Genomic DNA, 20,242 nt, shown 5'->3' with positions numbered 1-20,242 from the left:
GTACCAATGACGAGGAGACGCCGATGGCATCAGCCGCCATCACGCTAGCCGCAGACGCTCCCACGCTGTCTGCCGCAAACACCGGGTTCATGCTGATCTGTTCGGCACTGGTGTTGCTCATGACCCCCGGACTCGCCTTCTTCTACGGAGGCATGGTCCGGGTCAAGAGCACCCTGAACATGTTGATGATGAGCTTTATCAGCATCGGCATCGTCACCCTTCTGTGGGTGCTGTACGGCTTCTCCCTCGCGTTCGGCACCGACAAGGGCAGCCTCATCGGCTGGAACTCGGGCTGGGTCGGTCTCAGTGACATCGGCACGGCCGACCTGTGGGACGGCTACACCATCCCGATCCTGGCCTTCATGGTCTTCCAGATGATGTTCGCGATCATCACGCCCGCCCTGATCAGCGGCGCCCTCGCGGACCGCGTGAAGTTCACCGCGTGGGCCCTGTTCGTCGCCCTGTGGGCCACGATCGTGTACTTCCCCGTCGCCCACTGGGTATGGGGCGCGGGCGGCTGGGCCTTCGAGCTCGGCGTCATCGACTTCGCCGGTGGTACGGCCGTCCACATCAACGCGGGTGCCGCGGCGCTCGGCGTGATCCTGGTCATCGGCAAGCGCGTCGGGTTCAAGAAGGACCCGATGCGCCCGCACAGCCTCCCGCTGGTCATGCTCGGCGCCGGTCTGCTGTGGTTCGGCTGGTTCGGCTTCAACGCCGGCTCGTGGCTCGGCAACGACGACGGCGTCGGCTCCCTGATGTTCGTCAACACGCAGGTCGCCACCGCCGCCGCCATGCTTGCCTGGCTCGCCTACGAGAAGATCCGCCACGGCGCGTTCACCACGCTGGGCGCCGCTTCCGGCGCGGTCGCGGGTCTCGTCGCCATCACCCCCTCGGGCGGTGCGGTCTCCCCGATCGGCGCGATCGCCGTCGGCGCCATCGCCGGTGTGCTGTGCGCCATGGCTGTCGGCCTCAAGTACAAGCTCGGTTACGACGACTCGCTCGACGTCGTCGGCGTCCACCTCGTCGGTGGTGTCGTCGGCTCCCTGCTGATCGGCTTCTTCGCCAGCGGCAAGGGCCAGTCGGACGTCGAGGGCCTCTTCTACGGCGGCGGCCTCGACCAGTTCTGGAAGCAGTGCGCCGGCGTCTTCGCCGTCCTCGGCTACTCCCTGGTCGTCTCCGCGATCCTCGCCTTCCTCCTCGACAAGACGATCGGCATGCGCGTCCCCGAGGACGACGAGATCGCCGGCATCGACCAGGCCGAGCACGCCGAGACCGCATACGACTTCAGCGGCGCCGGCGGCGGCGCCGCCCGTACGACCGTCCCCCCGGCGGCCGTCGGTGGCGAGAGCAAGAAGGTGGACGCATGAAGCTCATCACCGCCGTTGTGAAGCCCCACCGGCTCGACGAGATCAAGGAAGCCCTCCAGGCCTTCGGGGTCCATGGTCTGACAGTCACCGAAGCGAGCGGCTACGGTCGTCAGCGGGGCCACACCGAGGTCTACCGAGGCGCCGAGTACACGGTCGACCTGGTTCCCAAGATCCGTATCGAGGTCCTCGCCGAGGACGACGACGCCGAGGGTCTGATCGACGTCATCGTCAAGGCGGCCAGGACCGGCAAGATCGGTGACGGCAAGGTCTGGTCCCTCCCGGTCGAGACCGCTGTCCGGGTCCGCACCGGCGAGCGCGGCCCGGACGCGCTCTGAGGCAGCAGAAAAAAGAACAGGAGTCGCTGGGTGACGAGTACGAACGTGCGTAAGGATGCAGAGGACTCGGGACCCAGCGGCTATGCGGCGGCCCGGCTGCACCTCCTCAACGAGGGGGAGCAGTCCGGGCCGCCGCGCCGTGCGGCCCTGGCCGAACTGACCGACGACTGGCTGACCGGTCTGTTCACGGCGGCCGCCGAGGGACTGCGCGGAGTGTCCCTGGTCGCCGTCGGCGGCTACGGCAGAGGCGAGCTGTCCCCGCGCAGCGACCTGGACCTGCTCCTCCTGCACGACGGCAGCGACTCCGCCGGCGTCGCGGCCCTCGCCGACCGCCTCTGGTACCCCGTCTGGGACCTGGGCCTCGCCCTCGACCACTCCGTCCGGACACCGTCCGAGGCCCGCAAGGTGTCGGCCGACGACCTCAAGGTGCAGCTGGGCCTGCTGGACGCCCGCCACCTGGCCGGCGACCTCGGCCTCACGGCCGGCCTGCGCACCGCGGTCCTCGCGGACTGGCGCAACCAGGCCCCCAAACGCCTCCCCGAACTCCAGGAACTCTGCGCCGAACGGGCCGAGCGCCAGGGCGAGCTGCAGTACCTCCTCGAACCCGACCTCAAGGAGGCCCGCGGCGGCCTGCGCGACGCCACCGCCCTGCGCGCCGTCGCGGCCTCCTGGCTGGCCGACGCCCCTCGCGAGGGCCTCGCCGACGCGCGCCGCCGCCTGCTGGACGTCCGCGACGCCCTCCACCTCACCACCGGCCGCGCCACCGACCGCCTCGCCCTCCAGGAACAGGACCAGGTAGCCGCCGAGCTCGGACTCCTCGACGCCGACACCCTCCTGCGGCAGGTGTACGAGGCGGCACGCGTCGTCTCGTACGCGAGTGACGTGACCTGGCGCGAGGTGGGGCGCGTGCTGCGATCGCGCGCCGTACGCCCGCGCCTGCGCGCCATGCTGGGCGGCGGCAAACCGGTGGCGGAACGTTCCCCGCTGGCGGAGGGGGTCGTCGAGCAGGACGGCGAGGTGGTGCTCGCCCGCGCCGCCCGCCCCGACCGTGACCCCGTACTGCCTCTGCGCGCCGCCGCGGCAGCCGCCCAGGCGGGACTTCCGCTCTCCCTGCACGCGGTCCGCCGCATGGCAGCGGCAGCGCGCCCGTTGCCCACCCCCTGGCCGGCCGAGGCCCGCGAACAGCTGGTGACTCTGCTCGGCTCCGGCCGCCCGACCATCGACGTCTGGGAGGCGCTGGAGGCCGAGGGCCTGATCACCCACTTCCTCCCCGACTGGGAGCGGGTCCGCTGCCGCCCGCAGCGCAACGCCGTCCACATCTGGACGGTCGACCGCCACCTGATCGAAACGGCCGTCCGGGCCTCCGAGTTCACCCGCCGGGTCAGCCGCCCCGACCTCCTCCTCGTCTCCGCGCTGCTCCACGACATCGGCAAGGGCTGGCCGGGCGACCACTCCGTCGCCGGCGAGATCATCGCCAAGGACGTGGCCGCCCGCATCGGCTTCGACCGCGCGGACGTCGCCGTGCTGGCGACCCTCGTACGTCATCACCTGCTGCTCGTCGACACGGCCACCCGGCGTGACCTGGAGGACCCGGCCACCGTGCGCTCGGTCGCCGAGGCGGTCGGCTCGCAGGGCACCCTGGAACTGCTCCACGCGCTCACCGAGTCCGACGCCCTGGCGACGGGCCCGGCCGCCTGGTCGACCTGGCGCGCTTCCCTAGTCGCCGACCTGGTGAAACGCGTCGCGGCCGTGCTCGCCGGGGACGCCTCCGAGGAACCCGAGGCCGCCGCACCCACCGCCGAACAGGAGCGGCTCGCCATCGAGGCCGTCGCCACGGGCAGCCCGGTGCTGGCGCTGCGCGCGCAGACCGAGGTGCCGACGGAGGAGCAGCCGTCCGGCGATCCCGAACCACTGGGCGTCGAACTGCTGATCGCCGTACCGGACCAGCCGGGCGTGCTGCCCGCGGTCGCCGGCGTCCTCGCGATGCACCGCCTGACCGTCCGCACCGCGGAACTGCGTGCACTGGACCTCCCCGACGGCGTCGAGGGCGCGGTCCTGCTGCTCGACTGGCGCGTCGCCGCCGAGTACGGCTCCCTGCCCCAGGCGGCCCGGCTGCGCGCCGACCTCGTACGGGCCCTGGACGGCTCCCTGGACATCGCGGGCCGCCTGGCCGAGCGCGACGCGGCGTACCCGCGGCGCCGGGGCGTGGTGGCGCCGGCGGCCCGGGTGACCGTGCATCCGGCCGCGTCCCGGCAGGCCACGGTGATCGAGGTGCGCGCGCAGGACGCCCCGGGGCTGCTGCACCGGATAGGGCGCGCACTGGAGGACGCGGGGGTGCGGGTGCGGAGCATGCACGTCAGCACGCTCGGTTCCAACGCGGTGGACGCGTTCTACGTGACCAACCGCAAGGGCGCGCCCCTGCCGGGGGCCGAGGCGTCCACGGTGGCACGGAAGCTGGAGGAGATGCTGCGGGGGTGACCACCCACGCGGGATTCCCGTCCCCGCCTGCTGATTCAGCAGGCGGGGACGAATTGCTTGCGGGGCCGGATACCCTGGAGAACAGCCCACTCTGCCCCCTACTCCGAGGACCGACGCCGCCGTGTTCGATACTCTCTCCGACCGCTTGTCAGCGACTTTCAAGAACCTGCGCGGCAAGGGGCGCCTGAGCGAGGCGGACATCGACGCCACGGCCCGCGAGATCCGTATCGCGCTCCTCGAAGCCGACGTGGCCCTGCCGGTCGTACGGACGTTCATCAAGAACGTCAAGGAGCGTGCCCTCGGCTCCGACGTGTCCAAGGCCCTGAACCCCGCCCAGCAGGTCCTCAAGATCGTCAACGAGGAACTGGTCACGATCCTGGGTGGCGAGACCCGCCGCCTGCGCTTCTCCAAGCAGCCCCCGACCGTCATCATGCTGGCCGGTCTCCAGGGTGCCGGTAAGACCACCCTCGCGGGCAAGCTCGGCAAGTGGCTCAAGGACCAGGGCCACTCGCCCCTCCTCGTCGCCGCCGACCTCCAGCGCCCCAACGCCGTCAACCAGCTCAGCGTCGTCGCCGAGCGGGCCGGGGTCGCGGTCTACGCGCCCGAGCCGGGCAACGGGGTCGGGGACCCGGTCAAGGTCGCCAAGGACTCCATGGAGTTCGCGAAGACCAAGGTCCACGACATCGTGATCGTGGACACCGCCGGCCGCCTCGGTATCGACGCCGAGCTGATGCAGCAGGCCGCGGACATCCGCGACGCTGTCTCGCCGGACGAGATCCTCTTCGTCGTCGACGCCATGATCGGCCAGGACGCCGTCAACACGGCCGAGGCCTTCCGGGACGGCGTCGGCTTCGACGGTGTCGTCCTGTCGAAGCTCGACGGTGATGCCCGCGGTGGTGCGGCCCTCTCGATCGCCTCCGTGACCGGCAAGCCGATCATGTTCGCGTCGAACGGCGAGAAGCTCGACGACTTCGACGCGTTCCACCCTGACCGGATGGCCTCCCGCATCCTCGACATGGGTGACCTGCTCACCCTGATCGAGCAGGCGGAGAAGACGTTCAGCCAGGAAGAAGCCGAGGCCATGGCCTCCAAGCTGGCGTCCAAGAAGGGCCAGGACTTCACCCTGGACGACTTCCTGGCCCAGATGGAGCAGGTCAGGAAGATGGGGTCGATCTCCAAACTCCTCGGCATGCTGCCCGGCATGGGGCAGATCAAGGACCAGATCAACAACCTCGACGAGCGCGATGTCGACCGTACGGCGGCCATCATCAAGTCGATGACCCCGGCCGAGCGCCACGAGCCGACGATCATCAACGGCTCGCGCCGCGCCCGTATCGCCAAGGGCTCCGGTGTCGAGGTCAGCGCGGTCAAGGGGCTGGTCGAGCGGTTCTTCGAGGCCCGCAAGATGATGTCCCGCATGGCCCAGGGCGGTGGCATGCCGGGGATGCCCGGGATGCCGGGCATGGGTGGCGGCCCCGGCCGGTCGAAGAAGCAGCCCAAGCAGGCCAAGGGCAAGCAGCGCTCCGGCAACCCGATGAAGCGCAAGCAGCAGGAGCAGGAGGAGGCCGAGCGCAAGGCCGCCGGCGCCCAGGGCACCCCGGGCGGCGCCTTCGGTCTGCCGGGCCAGCAGGCCGGCCAGGACTTCGAACTGCCGGACGAGTTCAAGAAGTTCATGTGAGCTGTGAGCAGTCGCTGAGCTGATTCGAGACGTTCCGTACGTCGTTCAGGGCGCCCCTCTCCGGAGGGGCGCCCTCGCTCGTTCTGCGCGTGCCCGCGCCCGGGGCGTGTGATCCGTACGGGGCGTCTTACGGTGTCCGGGCGATCAGGTACCGGAAGACGTTCGGCATCCAGACGGTCCGGTCCCGCCGCTGGTACGGGTGCAGCGCCTCCGCCAGTTCCTTGTCGACCTGCTCCCGGCCGGTCGCCGTGATCGCCGCGTCGAACAGCCCCGTCGACAGCAGCCCTCGTACCGCGCTGTCCATGTCCGCGTACCCGAACGGGCATGCCACCCGCCCAGAGCCGTCCGGGCGCAGGCCCGCCCGCTGGGCGACCTCCTCCAGGTCGTCGCGGAGCGAGGGGCGCCAACTGCCCGCGACCCGCAGCGGATCCGCGAGCCGCGCCGCGACCCGCAGGACGGCCGAAGTGGCGCACCGCTCCGGCGGACCCCAGCCCACCAGCACCACCGGCGTGCCCCGCACGGCCGGCACCGCAGCCGCGAGCGTTTCGCCGAGCCCCTCGGAGTCGCCCGCCAGACAGCCGATCGGCTCGAACGCGGTCACGAGGGTGTACGCGGGCGCGCCGGCGTTCTCGGCGTCCTCTGGGAGGCCCGTCACGAGCCGGACGTCGGCACGCGCGTGTGTGCCCCACGATCCGGGCAGCAGACGCTCCCGCGCGAGGCTCAGCCGTTCGGGTGAGGAGGCCTCGACACCGGTGACGGCGGCGCCTCTCGCGGTCGCCATCAGCAGGGCCAGGCCCGAACCGCAGCCGAGGCCGAGCAGCCGGGTGCCGGTGCCCACTTCGAGGCGGTCGTAGACCGTCTCGAAGAGCGGTACGAGCATCCGCTCCTGGATCTCCGACCAGTCACGCGCGCGTGCGCACAGGTCCACACGGGTCGTCGGACCCGCGTGAGGCAGGTGCTGCCGCACGAGCGTAGGTGTCATCGAAAGCGCCCCAATCCGCCGAGTGTTGCCGCTGTGCCCGATTCCAGGGCCCCCGTGCAGTGCGGTCGCACTTCCCCCGTATGCCAGGAAACTGCGCCCCCGTCCCGCCGTCCAGGGGTTGTGGAGCCGAGGTTGTGCGCCGGCTGCGCCCAGGAAAAGAATTCACATACCGGCAACGTGCGCCCGTAGCATCTCTCCATGGCAAAGGCACCCGTACTCACGCCGCAGGCAATTGACTTCCCCCGCTGGTACCAGGATCTGGTCGGCAAGGCCGAGTTGGCCGAGAACGGTCCGGTGCGGGGCACCATGGTCATCCGGCCGTACGGGTACGGGCTGTGGGAGCGGATGCAGCAGGAGATGGACGCGCGCATCAAGGAGACGGGTGCGCAGAACGCGTACTTCCCGCTGCTGATCCCGCAGTCGTACTTCGCCAAGGAGGCCGAGCACGTCGAGGGTTTCGCGCCGGAGCTGGCCGTGGTCACGCACGCCGGCGGCAAGGACCTCGAAGAGCCCGCGGTGGTGCGCCCCACCTCCGAGATGATCATCAACGACTACTTCTCGAAGTGGGTGCAGAGCTACCGCGACCTGCCCCTGCTGATCAACCAGTGGGCGAACGTGGTGCGTTGGGAGCTGCGCCCCCGCCTCTTCCTCCGGACGACGGAGTTCCTGTGGCAGGAGGGCCACACCGCGCACGCCACCCGTGCGGACGCCCGCGCCTTCGCCGCGCACATCCACCGGAGCGTCTACGAGGACTTCATGGTGAACGTCCTCGCGATGGACACGGTTCCCGGCCGCAAGACGGCCAAGGAGCGTTTCGCGGGTGCGATCAACACGCTCACGCTCGAAGGCATGATGGGCGACGGCAAGGCCCTCCAGATGGCGACCAGTCATGAGCTGGGCCAGAACTTCGCCAAGGCGTTCAACACCCGCTACCTGTCGAAGGAAGGCAGGCAGGAACTCGTCTGGCAGACGTCCTGGGGTTCGACGACCCGCATGATCGGCGCCCTGGTGATGGCCCACGGCGACGACAACGGTCTGCGGGTCCCGCCGCGCCTCGCCGCGATCCAGGCCGTCGTCATCGCGATCAAGGGCGACGAAGCGGTTCTGGCCAAGGTCCGCGAACTCGGCGACCGGCTGAAGGCGGCGGGTGTACGCGTCCACGTAGACGACCGCACAGATGTTCCCTTCGGTCGTCGCGCCGTCGACTGGGAGCTCAAGGGCGTACCCGTACGCATCGAGGTCGGCCCCCGTGACCTGGAGAACGGCACCGCGATGCTCGTCCGCCGCATCCCGGGCGGCAAGGAACCGGTGGCCCTCGACGCGCTCGTACGACTGCTGCCCACTGTCCTCGAAGAGGACCAGGCGCTGCTGCTGACCCAGTCGCGCGAGCGCCGGGAGTCGCGTACCGCGGACGTGTCGACGGTCGAGGAGGCCGTCGAGGCGGCGACCGCCGGCGGCTGGGCGCGCGTCCCCTGGGCGGTGCTCGGCGAAAAGGGCGAGGCCAGGCTGGGTGAGCACGCGGTGACCGTACGGTGTCTGGTCGCCGCGGACGGGTCGGTCCCCGACGCCGACGACGCACCCGGTAACGTCGCCGTTGTCGCGCGCGCCTACTGAGGTGCGGACGAGAGCGACCGAAACGCCTCTTGCGCACCGGCCGACCACAGGTGCCCCGGCGTGCGGACGACGTCTACGCGCCGGGTCGTACGTGGGGCTACGCACCGGCTTGGTATGAGCTGTGAGGCTTCTCCGCAGATCAGCGCACCCGCCCTCGTCAGGACGCATCAGTCGCAACTGACGGGTACGTGCAAATTATTTGGGATGCCCCGGAATCGGAACACAGCGGCACTCAGGCTCGTTGTCATTACGTGAGCACGACACAGACACCACCTGTTCTCGCCGCAGAGCTGGCGCAGGCGTGGGCCGACATTCAGCGGTACCACCCCGAGCTGCCCGATCTTGCCGCGCCCGAGTCCCTGATCGGAGAGTCGTCGTCCGCCTGCGGGCACGCGCTCTCCTTCGAGCGACTGCTCCATGAGGCAGTCCATGGCATCGCTGCCGCCCGCGGAGTCCGCGACACCTCCCGGGCCGGCCGGTACCACAACCGCAGATTCCTCGCCATCGCCGAGGAGCTGGGCCTGGACCACCCGGAGGAACCGCACCCCAGCAGCGGCTTCTCGCTGGTCACGCTCAACCCCGAGGCCAAGCGGCGCTACCGCCCCACCATGGAGCGGCTCCAGCGTGCCCTGAAGGCGCACACGGTCGCCACGTCCTCCGACACGACCCGCTCCTTCCGCGGCCCGGCCGCGCGCCATGGCTCCTCCGGGGGCGGAGTGCGTGTGAAGGCCGTCTGCGACTGCGGTCGCAACGTGCGGGTCGTCCCGTCGGTGCTGGCGCAGGCGCCGATCGTCTGCGGCGGCTGCGGCAAGCCGTTCAGAATCCCGGAGATCGTGGGCGCGGGCGCCGCCTGACCCGACCCGCTTCGTGATCGAGACCGGCATCTCGTGGGTGCCGGATGAACACGTGGGGATGTCCGGCGAGGTGCCGCTGTGACCGTCCGCCTGCCGGCGGTCGCTCGCAGCGGCGCCCCGCAGGCGTGGGCGCACACCCTCCGGTCCAGGCGACCCGTGGGGTGTGGCAGAATGGCCAGCTGTACTCGACAGCCGCACAGGAACCCTCTCGCCTCCGGCTGACGCGTCCATCGGGCACTCGGGTACCGCAACCCCACGCGGCAATCTCGCCGTGCCCAACCACGTCAATTCCAGGAGAACCCACTCCCGTGGCAGTCAAGATCAAGCTGAAGCGTCTGGGCAAGATCCGTTCGCCTCACTACCGCATCGTCGTCGCCGACTCCCGTACCCGCCGTGACGGCCGGGCCATCGAGGAGATCGGCCTGTACCACCCGGTGCAGAACCCCTCGCGCATCGAGGTCGACACCGAGCGTGCGCAGTACTGGCTGGGTGTCGGCGCGCAGCCGACCGAGCCGGTTCTCGCCATCCTCAAGCTGACCGGCGACTGGCAGAAGTTCAAGGGTCTGCCCGCCCCGGCCCCGCTGCTCGTGGCCGCTCCGAAGCCCGCGCGCCCGTTGTTCGAGGCCCTGGGCGGCGACAACGAGGGCAAGGGTGAGGCCATCACCCAGAAGAAGAAGGCTGAGAAGAAGGACGAGGCTCCGGCTGAGTCCTCTGCGGCTGCGCCGACCGAGGCCTGAGCATGCTCGAGGAGGCTCTCGAGCACCTCGTGAAGGGCATCGTCGACAACCCCGACGAAGTGCAGGTCGCCTCGCGTGACCTGCGTCGTGGGCGCGTTCTGGAGGTCCGGGTCCATCCCGACGACCTCGGTAAGGTGATCGGTCGCAACGGCCGTACCGCCCGTGCCCTGCGTACCGTCGTGGGCGCCATCGGCGGCCGCGGTGTCCGTGTCGACCTCGTCGACGTGGACCAGGTTCGCTGATCATCACGCAGCACCGGCTCGGGCCGGGGAAGGCCACTTGGGCCGTCCCCGGCCCGTAGTCGTACGACAGGAGATTCCAGAACGTGCAGCTCGTAGTCGCGCGCGTGGGACGCGCCCACGGCATCAAGGGCGAGGTCACCGTCGAGGTACGTACGGACGAGCCGGAACTGCGGCTCCCTCCCGGTGCCGTCCTGGCCACCGACCCGGCCACGGCGGGCCCGCTGACCATCGAGACCGGCCGGGTGCACAGCGGCCGTCTCCTGTTGCGCTTCGCGGGCGTACATGACCGGACCGGCGCCGAGGCGCTGCGCAACGTCCTGCTGATCGCCGACGTCGACCCCGAGGAGATGCCCGAGGGTGAGGACGAGTACTACGACCACCAGCTGATGGACCTGGACGTGGTCCTGGCCGACGGCACCGAGGTCGGGCGCATCACCGAGATCTCGCACCTGCCCTCCCAGGACCTGTTCGTCGTGGAGCGCCCCGACGGCAGCGAGGTGTACATCCCGTTCGTCCAGGAGATCGTGCTGGAGATCGACCTGGAGGAGCAGCGGGCGGTCATCGACCCGCCGCCGGGTCTGATCGACGACAACGCCGAAATCGCGTCGTCCCGAGATGACGAGAGCTCCTCGGAGGCCGGCGCCTGATGCGTCTCGACGTCGTCACGATCTTCCCCGAGTACCTCGAACCCCTGAACGTCTCGCTCGTCGGCAAGGCACGCGCGCGTGGACAGCTGAATGTGCACGTGCATCATCTTCGGGACTGGACGTACGACCGCCACAACACGGTCGATGACACGCCCTACGGTGGCGGCCCGGGCATGGTCATGAAGACCGACCCCTGGGGCGAAGCGCTGGACGACGTCCTGGCCGAGGGATACGAGACCGGCTCCCGTATGCCCGCGCTGGTCGTGCCCACGCCCAGTGGCCGCCCCTTCACCCAGGCGCTGGCCGTCGAGCTGTCCGAGCGGCCATGGCTGGTCTTCACGCCCGCCCGCTACGAGGGCATCGACCGGCGGGTCATCGACGAGTACGCCACCCGGATGCCCGTCTACGAGGTGTCCATCGGCGACTATGTCCTCGCCGGCGGTGAGGCGGCGGTACTCGTGATCACGGAGGCCGTCGCGCGTCTGCTGCCCGGGGTCCTCGGCAACGCCGAGTCGCACCGGGACGACTCCTTCGCGCCGGGCCCCATGGCCAACCTCCTGGAGGGGCCCATCTACACCAAGCCGCCCCAGTGGCGCGGCCGGGAGATCCCGGACGTACTGCTCAGTGGCCACCACGGCAAGATCGCGCGCTGGCGCCGGGACGAGGCGCTGCGTCGTACGGCCGCCAACCGGCCCGACCTGATCGAGCAGACCGACGCGTCGGCCTTCGACAAGAAGGACCGCGAGATGCTCTCCATCATGGGGTGGCAGCCGGCGGCCGGCGGCCGATTTTGGCGCAGGCCGGACGGCGTGGAAGAATAGGGCGCTGTTGTGCGTCGTCCGGCGTGCGCCCCTGCCACGGGGGGACACGACGCCCGCCCCGGCACGGACAGCATCCTTCTGAAAACCAAGCTCCCGTTGATGACCTGTGGCATCAGCGAAGAAAGCAGACGAAATGTCTCACCTGCTCGACTCCGTCGACTCCGCGTCGCTGCGCAGTGACATCCCGGCCTTCCGCCCGGGTGACACCGTCAACGTCCACGTCCGCGTCATCGAGGGCAACCGCTCCCGTGTGCAGCAGTTCAAGGGCGTAGTCATCCGCCGCCAGGGCGCCGGTGTCCGCGAGACCTTCACGGTCCGCAAGGTCTCGTTCTCCGTCGGCGTGGAGCGCACCTTCCCGGTGCACACCCCGATCGTCGAGAAGATCGAGCTGGTCACCCGCGGTGACGTGCGTCGCGCGAAGCTGTACTACCTCCGTGAGCTGCGCGGCAAGGCCGCGAAGATCAAGGAGAAGCGCGACAACTGAGCCTTCGCCGAGCCGACATAAAGAAGGCTCACATCGAGGCCGGATAACATCCTGCCCCGATGGACACCGAAGCACAGCCGACGGAGCGCGACCGCTCCTCCCGCCCTGTTCGATCCGAGGAGATCTCGGACACCGAGGGGCCGGAGGGCCGGTCGCGTTTCGCGTTGGTGTCCCGGGCGGCCGACTGGCTCCCGGGCGGCCGGATCACCCTGAGCGTGCTGGTCTGTCTGGTTTTCCTGCTGCTCTTCAGCAGGTTCGTCATGCAGCCGTTCGAAATTCCGAGCCGCTCGATGGAGAGCGGATTGAGGATCGGGGACCGCGTTCTCGTAAATAAGTTGGCGTACCGTTTCGGTGCCGATCCGCGGCGCGGTGACGTCGTCGTGTTCGACGGAACCGGCTACTTCGGGCACGCCGACTACATCAAACGCGTTGTGGGTGTGGGGAGAGACCATGTGGTCTGCTGCGACAAGGAGGGGAGGATCGAGGTGAACGGCCGGTCGGTCGACGAGTCGACATTCCTTTACCCCGGTGACAGCCCGTCCACGGTGTCCTTCGACGTCGTCGTGCCCGAGGGCAGACTGTTCGTCCTGGGGGACCACCGCGGCGACTCCAGTGACTCCCGGGACCACCTGGGTTCGCCCGGCGGCGGCATGGTCCCCGTCGGCAGGGTGATCGGTCGGGCCGACTGGATCGCCTGGCCCAGCGAACACTGGACCGAACTGGACCGACCCGGCGCGTACGCGCGTGTGCCCGCCGCGGACGGTGTCCATGGGTAACCGCGGCAGGCCGCGCGGTGTGCCCATCAGCGCCGCCGACCAACTGCTGCCCACCGGCTTCCGCCGGGCGGCCGGCGCCTCGGCCAGACCGGGCCGCGCGGAGCGGCGCAAGCTCCAGCGCAAGGTCAAGCGGCGCAGGCAGCGCTCGGCCGTCAAGGAGATACCTCTCCTCGTGGGCGTCGCCGTCCTGATAGCCCTGGTCCTGAAGACGTTCCTCGTGCAGGCGTTCGTGATTCCGTCGGGCTCGATGGAGAACACGATCCAGATCGGCGACCGCGTCCTCGTGGACAAGTTCACCCCCTGGTTCGGCTCCGAGCCCACGCGCGGTGATGTCGTCGTCTTCAAGGACCCCGGCGGCTGGCTCGACGACGAGCCGGCGGCCGCGAAGGGCGAGGACCCCATCGTCGTCAAGCAGGTCAAACAGGCGCTCACCTTCATCGGCCTGCTGCCCTCGGACAACGAGAAGGACCTCATCAAGCGGGTCGTCGCGGTCGGCGGCGACACCGTCAAGTGCTGCGACTCCCAGGGCCGGGTGACCGTCAACGGCATGCCGCTGGAGGAGACGACCTACATCCACCCCGGCAACAAACCGTCCTCGTTCACCTTCGAGGTGAAGGTCCCCGCGGGGCGGCTGTTCGTCATGGGTGACCACCGGGCCAACTCCGCCGACTCCCGCTACCACCGCACCGAGGCGTTCAGCGGCACCGTCTCTCTGGACTCCGTCGTGGGCCGGGCCATGGTCATCGCCTGGCCGTTCGGCCACTGGACCCGCCTGGAGGAGCCGGACACGTTCTCGTCGGTGCCGGGCGGGTCGGCCGCCGCCCTCAGCCAGTCGCATAGGGTGGCTTCCGCGGATCGATACGGATCGATCCCGCTCCCGACCCCTGCGGAACTCCCGCTCGTTATGGGAGTGGTGGGCCTGCGTCGCATCCGGCGCGGGCGGTGGTTCGGAGTGAGGAGTGGATGTGGGGGATTTGGCGGTCGGCGCACGGTCCGGACAGGACGGTCCCGAGGAACAGCGCCCCGCGGAGCCGGTGTCACCGGCCGCAGAGGACGCCGGCCCCACCGAGAGTGACTCCGGGGCCCCAGGGCTCTCCGGGAGCGGCTCAGGGTCCTCCGGGACCGGGGACGAGACCTCGGAGGACGACGAGCCGGGCCACAAGCCCAGGAAGCAGCGCTCCTTCTGGAAGGAGTTGCCGCTGCTCATCGGTATCGCGCTGGTGCTCGCACTGCTGATCAAGACCTTCCTGGTCCAGGCTTTCTCCATCCCTTCGGACTCCATGCAGCACACGCTGGAGCAGGGCGACCGGGTTCTGGTCGACAAGCTGACCCCGTGGTTCGGCTCCGAGCCCGAGCGCGGTGAGGTCGTCGTCTTCCACGACCCCGCCGACTGGCTGGCCGGCGAGCCGACCATCGAACCGAACCCCGTGCAGCGGGTTCTCGGCTGGATCGGCCTGATGCCGTCCGCCAACGAGAAGGACCTCATCAAGCGCGTCATCGGTGTCGGCGGCGACACCATCGAGTGCAACGGCACGGGCCCGCTGAAGGTCAACGGACAGCCGCTCAACGAGCCGTACGTCTACGCGGGGAACACCCCGTGCAGCGTCGACGACCAGGGCGGGCAGTTCAAGGTGACGGTACCCACGGGCAAAATCTGGGTCATGGGTGACCACCGCCAGAACTCGCTGGACTCCCGGTACCACCAGGAGGACAAGAACCAGGGCTTCGTCCCCGTGGACAACGTCGTCGGCCGTGCCATCGTGGTCGCCTGGCCGCCCACCCGCTGGGACACGCTGCCGGTTCCCGACACCTTCGACCAGAACCTGAGCGCCGCCGCCCCGGGCGCCCTGGGCCTCGTGGGCGCGGTTCCGCTGGTGCTGTGGCGCAGGCGCCGCACGGTTGGGCGTACGACCCCTCCCATTACCGTCGGAAACTCCGGTGTTCCCGGGTCGGGTACCGCCGGGTAGGGTGCCGTCCCAGGCAGCCGATCTTCCGTGACCCGGCCCAGTGGCACCGGGGCCGGAAGATCGCTTCTCCGAGCTGGGGGAACACTGGGATGAGCAGCACGACGACACGTACGGACGAGGGCCGCGGACGGCTCGGCAGCAAGCTGTCGGGACTGGCCGTGGCCCTCGGCTGTGTGCTCTTCCTCGGCGGCTTCGTCTGGGGCGCGATCCTCTACCAGCCCTACACTGTGCCGACCGACTCCATGTCGCCCACCATCGTGGCCGGTGACCGCGTCCTGGCCCAGCGGATCGACGGCGGCGAGATCAAGCGCGGTGACGTCGTGGTCTTCAGGCAGGAGAGCTGGGGCGACATGCCCATGGTCAAGCGGGTCGTCGCCGTGGGCGGGGACACCGTCGCCTGCTGCACCGACGGCAAGCTGACGGTCAACGGCAAGCAGATCCAGGAGTCCTATCTGCGCGAGGGTCAGGCCGCCGAGCTGGTCGGCATCCCGTCGCTCACGGTCCCCGAGGGGCGCCTGTTCCTGCTCGGCGACGAGCGCACCGGTTCTCTGGACTCCACGGCCCACCTCACGGAGGCCTTCAACGGCACGGTGGCGCGCAGCGCGGTGGCCGCCCGCGTCGACGCCGTGGTGTGGCCCATGGACGGCATGCTGGCCCGCCCCACGGGCTTCGAGACGGTGGGGAGCCTGTCCTCTCCGGGGCCGCTGCGGCTGGTCACCGTCGCCATCGTGGTGGGCGGCCTGCTCGTCCTGGGCGGCGGCGCGTACGGGCCGATCGCCAAGCTGGCGGGGAGGCGGCGCGGCGCCGCCGGGGCGGAGTCGGCCGGTGCCCGCTGAGGCGGCGGGCGGTACGGAAGACACGTACACCGGTGGGATGCGGAAGGTGTCCCGCGTCGTGCTGCTCGATCCACGGGACCGGATTCTGCTGCTGCACGGACATGAGCCCGACGATCCGGCCGACGACTGGTGGTTCACTCCCGGTGGCGGTCTGGAGGGCGACGAAACTCGCGAGGAGGCCGCGCTGCGGGAACTCGCGGAGGAGACCGGCATCACCGGGATCGAACTCGGCCCGGTGCTGTGGCGGCGAACCTGCTCCTTCCCGTTCGCGGGGCGCCGCTGGGACCAGGACGAGTGGTACTACCTGGCCCGTACGGACCGGACGGAGACCCGGGCCACGGGTCTCACGGAGCTGGAACGGCGCAGTGTCGCCGGAGCGCGCTGGTGGACGTGCCAGGAACTGACCCAGGCACATGAGACGGTGTATCCGACCAGACTCGCCGAGCTCCTGCGCAAGGTGCTCGACGAAGGCCCACCGGCCACGCCCGAGACCCTCGACACGGAAATCGTCTAGAGGCTCGCGGCGCTGGCGCACAATGGGGGGACGCAAGGCTGAAGGGGAACATGCCATGAGCGCCGAGGACCTCGAGAAGTACGAGACCGAGATGGAGCTGAAGCTCTACCGGGAGTACCGCGATGTCGTCGGTCTGTTCAAATATGTGATCGAGACCGAACGGCGCTTCTACCTCACCAACGACTACGAGATGCAGGTGCACTCGGTCCAGGGTGAGGTGTTCTTCGAGGTGTCCATGGCGGATGCCTGGGTGTGGGACATGTACCGGCCGGCCCGGTTCGTGAAGCAGGTGAGGGTGCTCACGTTCAAGGACGTGAACATCGAGGAACTGAACAAGAGCGACCTGGAGCTCCCGGGCGGCTGATCCTCACTCGTGTGGGTGGCGGAGTTATCCACAATCCCGAGGTTGTCCACCAAGATCCAATAGCTCGCTGAACTGCCCGCATTGTTGGCGCCGGAGGTGGTGCCGACATGAACACACGTAACCCGCGAAGCAACACACAGCGCGGTGCACTGGGCAGGTACGGCGAGGGACTGGCCGCGCGGCGGCTGGCCGAGGCCGGAATGACGGTCCTGGACCGCAACTGGCGCGCAGGCCGGACCGGCGAGATCGACATCGTGGCCCGGGACGGCGACGCGCTCGTCGTCTGTGAGGTCAAGACCCGTAGGACGAGCGGGCCGGCGGGGGTATTCCAGCACCCGATGGCGGCTGTCACGCCGGCCAAGGCGGAGCGGCTGCGGGGCCTGGCCGAGCGCTGGGTTCAGGAACACGGGGGAGCGCCACCCGGCGGGGTCCGCATCGACCTGATCGGCGTTCTGCTGCCCGAGCGCGGCGCACCCGTGGTGGAACACGCGCGGGGGGTGGCGTGATGGGATTCGCCCGTACGTGTTCGGTGGCGCTGGTCGGCGTCGAGGGCGTGGTCGTCGAGGTCCAGGCCGATCTCGAACCCGGCGTCGCCGCGTTCACCCTGGTGGGACTGCCCGACAAGAGCCTGACGGAGAGCAAGGACCGCGTGCGCGCGGCGGTCGTCAACTCCGGAGCCGCGTGGCCGCAGAAGAAGCTCACGGTGGGGCTCAGTCCGGCATCCGTGCCCAAGAGCGGCAGCGGGTTCGATCTCGCCGTCGCGGCGGCCGTGCTCGGGGCCGCCGAACGAATCGATCCCCGGGTCCTCGCCGACATCGTGATGATCGGAGAGCTGGGCCTCGACGGCCGGGTGCGGCCCGTCCGGGGCATCCTGCCGGCGGTGCTGGCGGCGGCGGACGCGGGCTACGAACAGGTGGTCGTGCCAGAGTGCGCCGCCGCCGAGGCCGCGCTGGTCCCCGGGGTGTCGGTGCTCGGTGTGCGCAGCCTGCGGCAGCTCATCGCCGTCCTCACGGACGAGCCCGTACCCGACGAGGAACCGGACGAGCACGGCCGCCCGGACCCGCTCATGGCGGGCCTGCGGATGCCGGGCACCGGGGCCGCCACGGGCATGCACGGCATGGGCGCCGCCCAGTACGACAACGGCCACGACCTGGCCGACGTGGTGGGCCAGCACTCCGCGCGCACGGCGATGGAGGTGGCCGCGGCCGGCGGTCACCACGTGTTCCTGGAAGGGCCACCGGGGGCCGGCAAGACCATGCTCGCCGAGCGGCTGCCCGCCGTCCTGCCCCGGCTCACCCGGCAGGAGTCGCTGGAGGTCACCGCTGTGCACTCGGTCGCGGGCCTGCTGCCACCCGGCAAACCTCTGGTCGACACGGCGCCCTACTGCGCCCCGCACCACTCGGCCACCATGCAGGCACTCGTCGGCGGTGGGCAGGGGATCGCGCGGCCCGGAGCCGTGTCGCTGGCTCATCGCGGAGTGCTTTTTCTTGACGAGACCCCGGAGTTCGGCAGCCAGGTCCTGGATGCGCTGCGGCAGCCCCTGGAGGCCGGGCACGTCGTGATCGCGCGGAGTGCGGGGGTCGTGCGGTTTCCCGCGCGGTTCCTCATGGTGCTGGCAGCCAATCCATGCCCGTGCGGCCGTTTCTCGCAACGGGACACCCTGTGCGAATGCCCACCCTCGGTGATCCGGCGCTATCAGGCCCGGCTCTCCGGGCCGCTGCTCGACCGGGTCGACCTGCGGGTCGAGGTGGACCGGGTCACGCGCTCCCAGCTCACCGAGTGCGGGGCGCGAGGCGAGTCCACGGCGACGGTCGCCGAGCGGGTGCGGGCGGCCCGGGAGCGGACGACGGCGCGGCTTGTGGGGACCCCGTGGCGTACGAACAGCGAGGTGCCGGGGCGGGAGCTGCGCAGTCGCTGGCATGCCGTGCCCGGGGCGATGGAGGAGGCCGAGCGGAACCTGGAACGGGGGGTGCTCACCGCGCGCGGGATCGACCGCGTCCTCCGCGTCGCCTGGACCGTCGCGGACCTCGTAGGCCACGACCGGCCCGACGCGACGGATGTCGCCCTGGCGCTGCAACTGCGCACGGGGGTGCCGCGAGGGGTGCCGATGGCGATCGGGGCGCTGACGTGACGGGGGATGCGACCGGGGGTGCGGCCGGGGGCGGTGAGCCGAGTGGTCGGTTGGGTGAGGACGGGCTTGCCCGGGTGTTCCTGGCCCGGGTCGTCGAGCCGGGGGACGAGGTCGCCGGGCGGTGGGTCCGGGAGTGCGGGGCCGTGGAGGTGGTGCGGCGGCTGCGGGACGGCGGGCCGATGCTGACCGGCGTCACCAGGACCCGGTGGGCGGGGCTGTGCGCGCGGGCGGCACGGGCCGAGCCCGAGCGGGATCTCGACGTCGCGCGGGCGGCGGGGGTGCGGTTCGTGTGGCCCGGCGAGCCGGAGTGGCCCACACAGCTCGACGACCTCGGGGACGCCCGGCCCACGGGACTGTGGGTGCGGGGACGGCCCAGTCTGCGGATGTGGGCGCTGCGCTCGGTCGCGGTGGTGGGAGCCCGGGCCTGCACCGAGTACGGCGCCCACATGGCGGCCACGCTCTCCGCCGGGCTCGCAGAGCGCGGGTGGGTGGTGGTGTCGGGCGGGGCGTACGGGGTCGACGGGGCCGCGCATCGGGGCGCGCTCGGGGCGGGCGGGGCCACCGTCGCCGTACTCGCCTGCGGGGTCGACCGGCCCTACCCGCGCGGGCACACGCAGTTGATCACCAGGATCGCCGAACAGGGGCTGGTGGTGGGCGAGTTGCCGCCCGGTGAACATCCGACGCCGAGCCGGTTCGTGATGCGGAACCGGGTGATCGCGGCCCTCACCCGGGGGACCGTGGTCGTCGAGGCCGCGTACCGCAGCGGCTCGCTCGTCACGGCCAGGGCGGCGCAGCGGCTGGGGCGGTTCACGATGGGGGTGCCCGGACCTGCCACCAGCGGGCTCTCGGCCGGTGTGCACGAACTCCTGCGCGAGGACGCGATGCTGGTCACCGATGCCGCGGAAGTCGCCGAGCTGGTCGGGGACATGGGCGACCTCGCACCGGACCGGCGTGGGCCGGTGCTCCCGCGCGACCTGCTGGAGGCGGCGGCGGAACGTGTCCTCGCTGCGCTGCCCGCACGCGGGACGGCGACGGTGGACGACATCGCGCGGGGCGCGTCGACGGCGAAGGACGACGCGGTCGCCAGACTGTACGAGCTCCGATCACTTGGTTACGTCGAACGACACGGCGACGGCTGGAAGTTGACACGCCAGGCGATGATCTCCGTCCGGCCAGGCCGGGACCGGTGCTGACCGAGCGTGTTCGGCCGTCCGGGGGATGCCCGACGCCCTTGGTAATTCCCGCAGTTGATCCGCTCCAATGGTCACACAGAGCGACGACCGTGACCCTGGGGGCGTCCAGCGGAACGTATCTGCGTACGGCCCGTACCCACTACCTCGCACACTGCGACGCTCCAGTCACGCTACGCTCACGTGGATTCCGGCTCAGACCGGCAGTCGGACACGCAATTCGAC

Annotated in this window: 21 protein-coding genes; 20 read left to right on the top strand and 1 reads right to left on the bottom strand. The window is 70.4% G+C overall.

From position 1 onward, the window contains the following. Positions 1-23 precede the first annotated feature (23 nt). The 4 genes from ACH4TV_RS28955 (at position 24) to ffh (ending at position 5,858) form a co-directional block, all read left to right on the top strand. The gene (locus tag ACH4TV_RS28955) at positions 24-1,367 is read left to right on the top strand and encodes an ammonium transporter (RefSeq protein ID WP_398403142.1); all 1,344 of its coding nucleotides are present in this window, start codon (positions 24-26) and stop codon (positions 1,365-1,367) included. Further along, entirely contained in the window at positions 1,364-1,702 is a 339-nt protein-coding gene (locus ACH4TV_RS28950) for a P-II family nitrogen regulator (RefSeq protein WP_006379495.1), read from the top strand. The genes ACH4TV_RS28955 and ACH4TV_RS28950 overlap by 4 nt, the downstream gene beginning before the upstream one ends. Before the next feature lie 30 nt (positions 1,703-1,732). Then, complete coding sequence (locus tag ACH4TV_RS28945; RefSeq protein ID WP_398403140.1) at positions 1,733-4,180, top strand: [protein-PII] uridylyltransferase; 2,448 nt, start codon at positions 1,733-1,735, stop codon at positions 4,178-4,180. Between the two features lie 121 nt (positions 4,181-4,301). After that, positions 4,302-5,858, top strand: coding sequence for a signal recognition particle protein (gene ffh / locus ACH4TV_RS28940; RefSeq protein WP_398403138.1), 1,557 nt, complete (start codon positions 4,302-4,304; stop codon positions 5,856-5,858). Positions 5,859-5,985: 127 nt separating this feature from the next. On the opposite strand, the gene ACH4TV_RS28935 is transcribed toward ffh, so the two are convergent. Beyond that, positions 5,986-6,840 carry an SAM-dependent methyltransferase gene (locus ACH4TV_RS28935; protein WP_398403136.1) on the bottom strand — a complete coding sequence of 285 codons (855 nt, stop codon included), beginning with the start codon at positions 6,838-6,840 and terminating at the stop codon, positions 5,986-5,988. Positions 6,841-7,038: 198 nt separating this feature from the next. Between ACH4TV_RS28935 and proS the strand changes: the two genes are divergently transcribed. The 16 genes from proS (at position 7,039) to dprA (ending at position 20,020) form a co-directional block, all read left to right on the top strand. After that, on the top strand, positions 7,039-8,454 hold the full coding sequence (gene proS, locus ACH4TV_RS28930; protein WP_398403134.1) for a proline--tRNA ligase: 1,416 nt from the start codon (positions 7,039-7,041) through the stop codon (positions 8,452-8,454). A gap of 251 nt (positions 8,455-8,705) precedes the next feature. Continuing rightward, positions 8,706-9,308, top strand: coding sequence for a hypothetical protein (locus ACH4TV_RS28925; protein ID WP_398403132.1), 603 nt, complete (start codon positions 8,706-8,708; stop codon positions 9,306-9,308). Between the two features lie 308 nt (positions 9,309-9,616). Further along, on the top strand, positions 9,617-10,045 hold the full coding sequence (rpsP, locus tag ACH4TV_RS28920; protein WP_329270370.1) for a 30S ribosomal protein S16: 429 nt from the start codon (positions 9,617-9,619) through the stop codon (positions 10,043-10,045). Between the two features lie 2 nt (positions 10,046-10,047). Further along, positions 10,048-10,287: an RNA-binding protein gene (locus tag ACH4TV_RS28915; RefSeq protein ID WP_006373563.1), complete on the top strand. Its 240-nt coding sequence runs from the start codon at positions 10,048-10,050 to the stop codon at positions 10,285-10,287. An 83-nt stretch (positions 10,288-10,370) separates the two neighbouring features. Beyond that, complete coding sequence (rimM, locus tag ACH4TV_RS28910; RefSeq protein ID WP_398403130.1) at positions 10,371-10,934, top strand: ribosome maturation factor RimM; 564 nt, start codon at positions 10,371-10,373, stop codon at positions 10,932-10,934. Continuing rightward, complete coding sequence (gene trmD, locus ACH4TV_RS28905; protein WP_398403128.1) at positions 10,934-11,755, top strand: tRNA (guanosine(37)-N1)-methyltransferase TrmD; 822 nt, start codon at positions 10,934-10,936, stop codon at positions 11,753-11,755. The genes rimM and trmD overlap by 1 nt, the downstream gene beginning before the upstream one ends. A 133-nt stretch (positions 11,756-11,888) precedes the next feature. Further along, positions 11,889-12,239 carry a 50S ribosomal protein L19 gene (rplS, locus tag ACH4TV_RS28900; protein ID WP_013000407.1) on the top strand — a complete coding sequence of 117 codons (351 nt, stop codon included), beginning with the start codon at positions 11,889-11,891 and terminating at the stop codon, positions 12,237-12,239. A gap of 59 nt (positions 12,240-12,298) precedes the next feature. Further along, positions 12,299-13,015, top strand: a complete 717-nt coding sequence (gene lepB / locus ACH4TV_RS28895; RefSeq protein WP_398403126.1) for a signal peptidase I — start codon at positions 12,299-12,301, stop codon at positions 13,013-13,015. Continuing rightward, on the top strand, positions 13,008-14,090 hold the full coding sequence (gene lepB / locus ACH4TV_RS28890; protein WP_398403124.1) for a signal peptidase I: 1,083 nt from the start codon (positions 13,008-13,010) through the stop codon (positions 14,088-14,090). The genes lepB (ACH4TV_RS28895) and lepB (ACH4TV_RS28890) overlap by 8 nt, the downstream gene beginning before the upstream one ends. Further along, entirely contained in the window at positions 13,981-14,982 is a 1,002-nt protein-coding gene (lepB, locus tag ACH4TV_RS28885) for a signal peptidase I (protein WP_398403122.1), read from the top strand. Before lepB (ACH4TV_RS28890) ends, lepB (ACH4TV_RS28885) begins: the two co-directional genes overlap by 110 nt. Before the next feature lie 89 nt (positions 14,983-15,071). Beyond that, positions 15,072-15,818: a signal peptidase I gene (gene lepB / locus ACH4TV_RS28880; RefSeq protein WP_398403120.1), complete on the top strand. Its 747-nt coding sequence runs from the start codon at positions 15,072-15,074 to the stop codon at positions 15,816-15,818. 37 nt (positions 15,819-15,855) lie between these two features. Next, on the top strand, positions 15,856-16,332 hold the full coding sequence (locus tag ACH4TV_RS28875) for an NUDIX hydrolase (protein ID WP_398403552.1): 477 nt from the start codon (positions 15,856-15,858) through the stop codon (positions 16,330-16,332). Positions 16,333-16,387: 55 nt separating this feature from the next. Then, on the top strand, positions 16,388-16,696 hold the full coding sequence (locus ACH4TV_RS28870; RefSeq protein ID WP_003965949.1) for a DUF2469 domain-containing protein: 309 nt from the start codon (positions 16,388-16,390) through the stop codon (positions 16,694-16,696). A 107-nt stretch (positions 16,697-16,803) separates the two neighbouring features. After that, positions 16,804-17,202 (top strand): YraN family protein, encoded by a 399-nt coding sequence (locus ACH4TV_RS28865; RefSeq protein ID WP_398403118.1) that lies wholly within the window; start codon positions 16,804-16,806, stop codon positions 17,200-17,202. Beyond that, a complete protein-coding gene (locus tag ACH4TV_RS28860) occupies positions 17,202-18,827 on the top strand; it encodes a YifB family Mg chelatase-like AAA ATPase (protein WP_398403116.1) in 1,626 nt (541 codons plus the stop codon). Before ACH4TV_RS28865 ends, ACH4TV_RS28860 begins: the two co-directional genes overlap by 1 nt. Continuing rightward, positions 18,824-20,020, top strand: a complete 1,197-nt coding sequence (dprA, locus tag ACH4TV_RS28855; protein ID WP_398403114.1) for a DNA-processing protein DprA — start codon at positions 18,824-18,826, stop codon at positions 20,018-20,020. Before ACH4TV_RS28860 ends, dprA begins: the two co-directional genes overlap by 4 nt. Positions 20,021-20,242: the final 222 nt, after the last annotated feature.

Origin of the sequence: Streptomyces sp. NPDC020898, assembly GCF_044333925.1 — a bacterium.
Lineage (GTDB): Bacteria > Actinomycetota > Actinomycetes > Streptomycetales > Streptomycetaceae > Streptomyces.
Note: the sequence above shows the minus strand (reverse complement) of the source record. Positions and strands in the feature narration are given on the sequence as shown.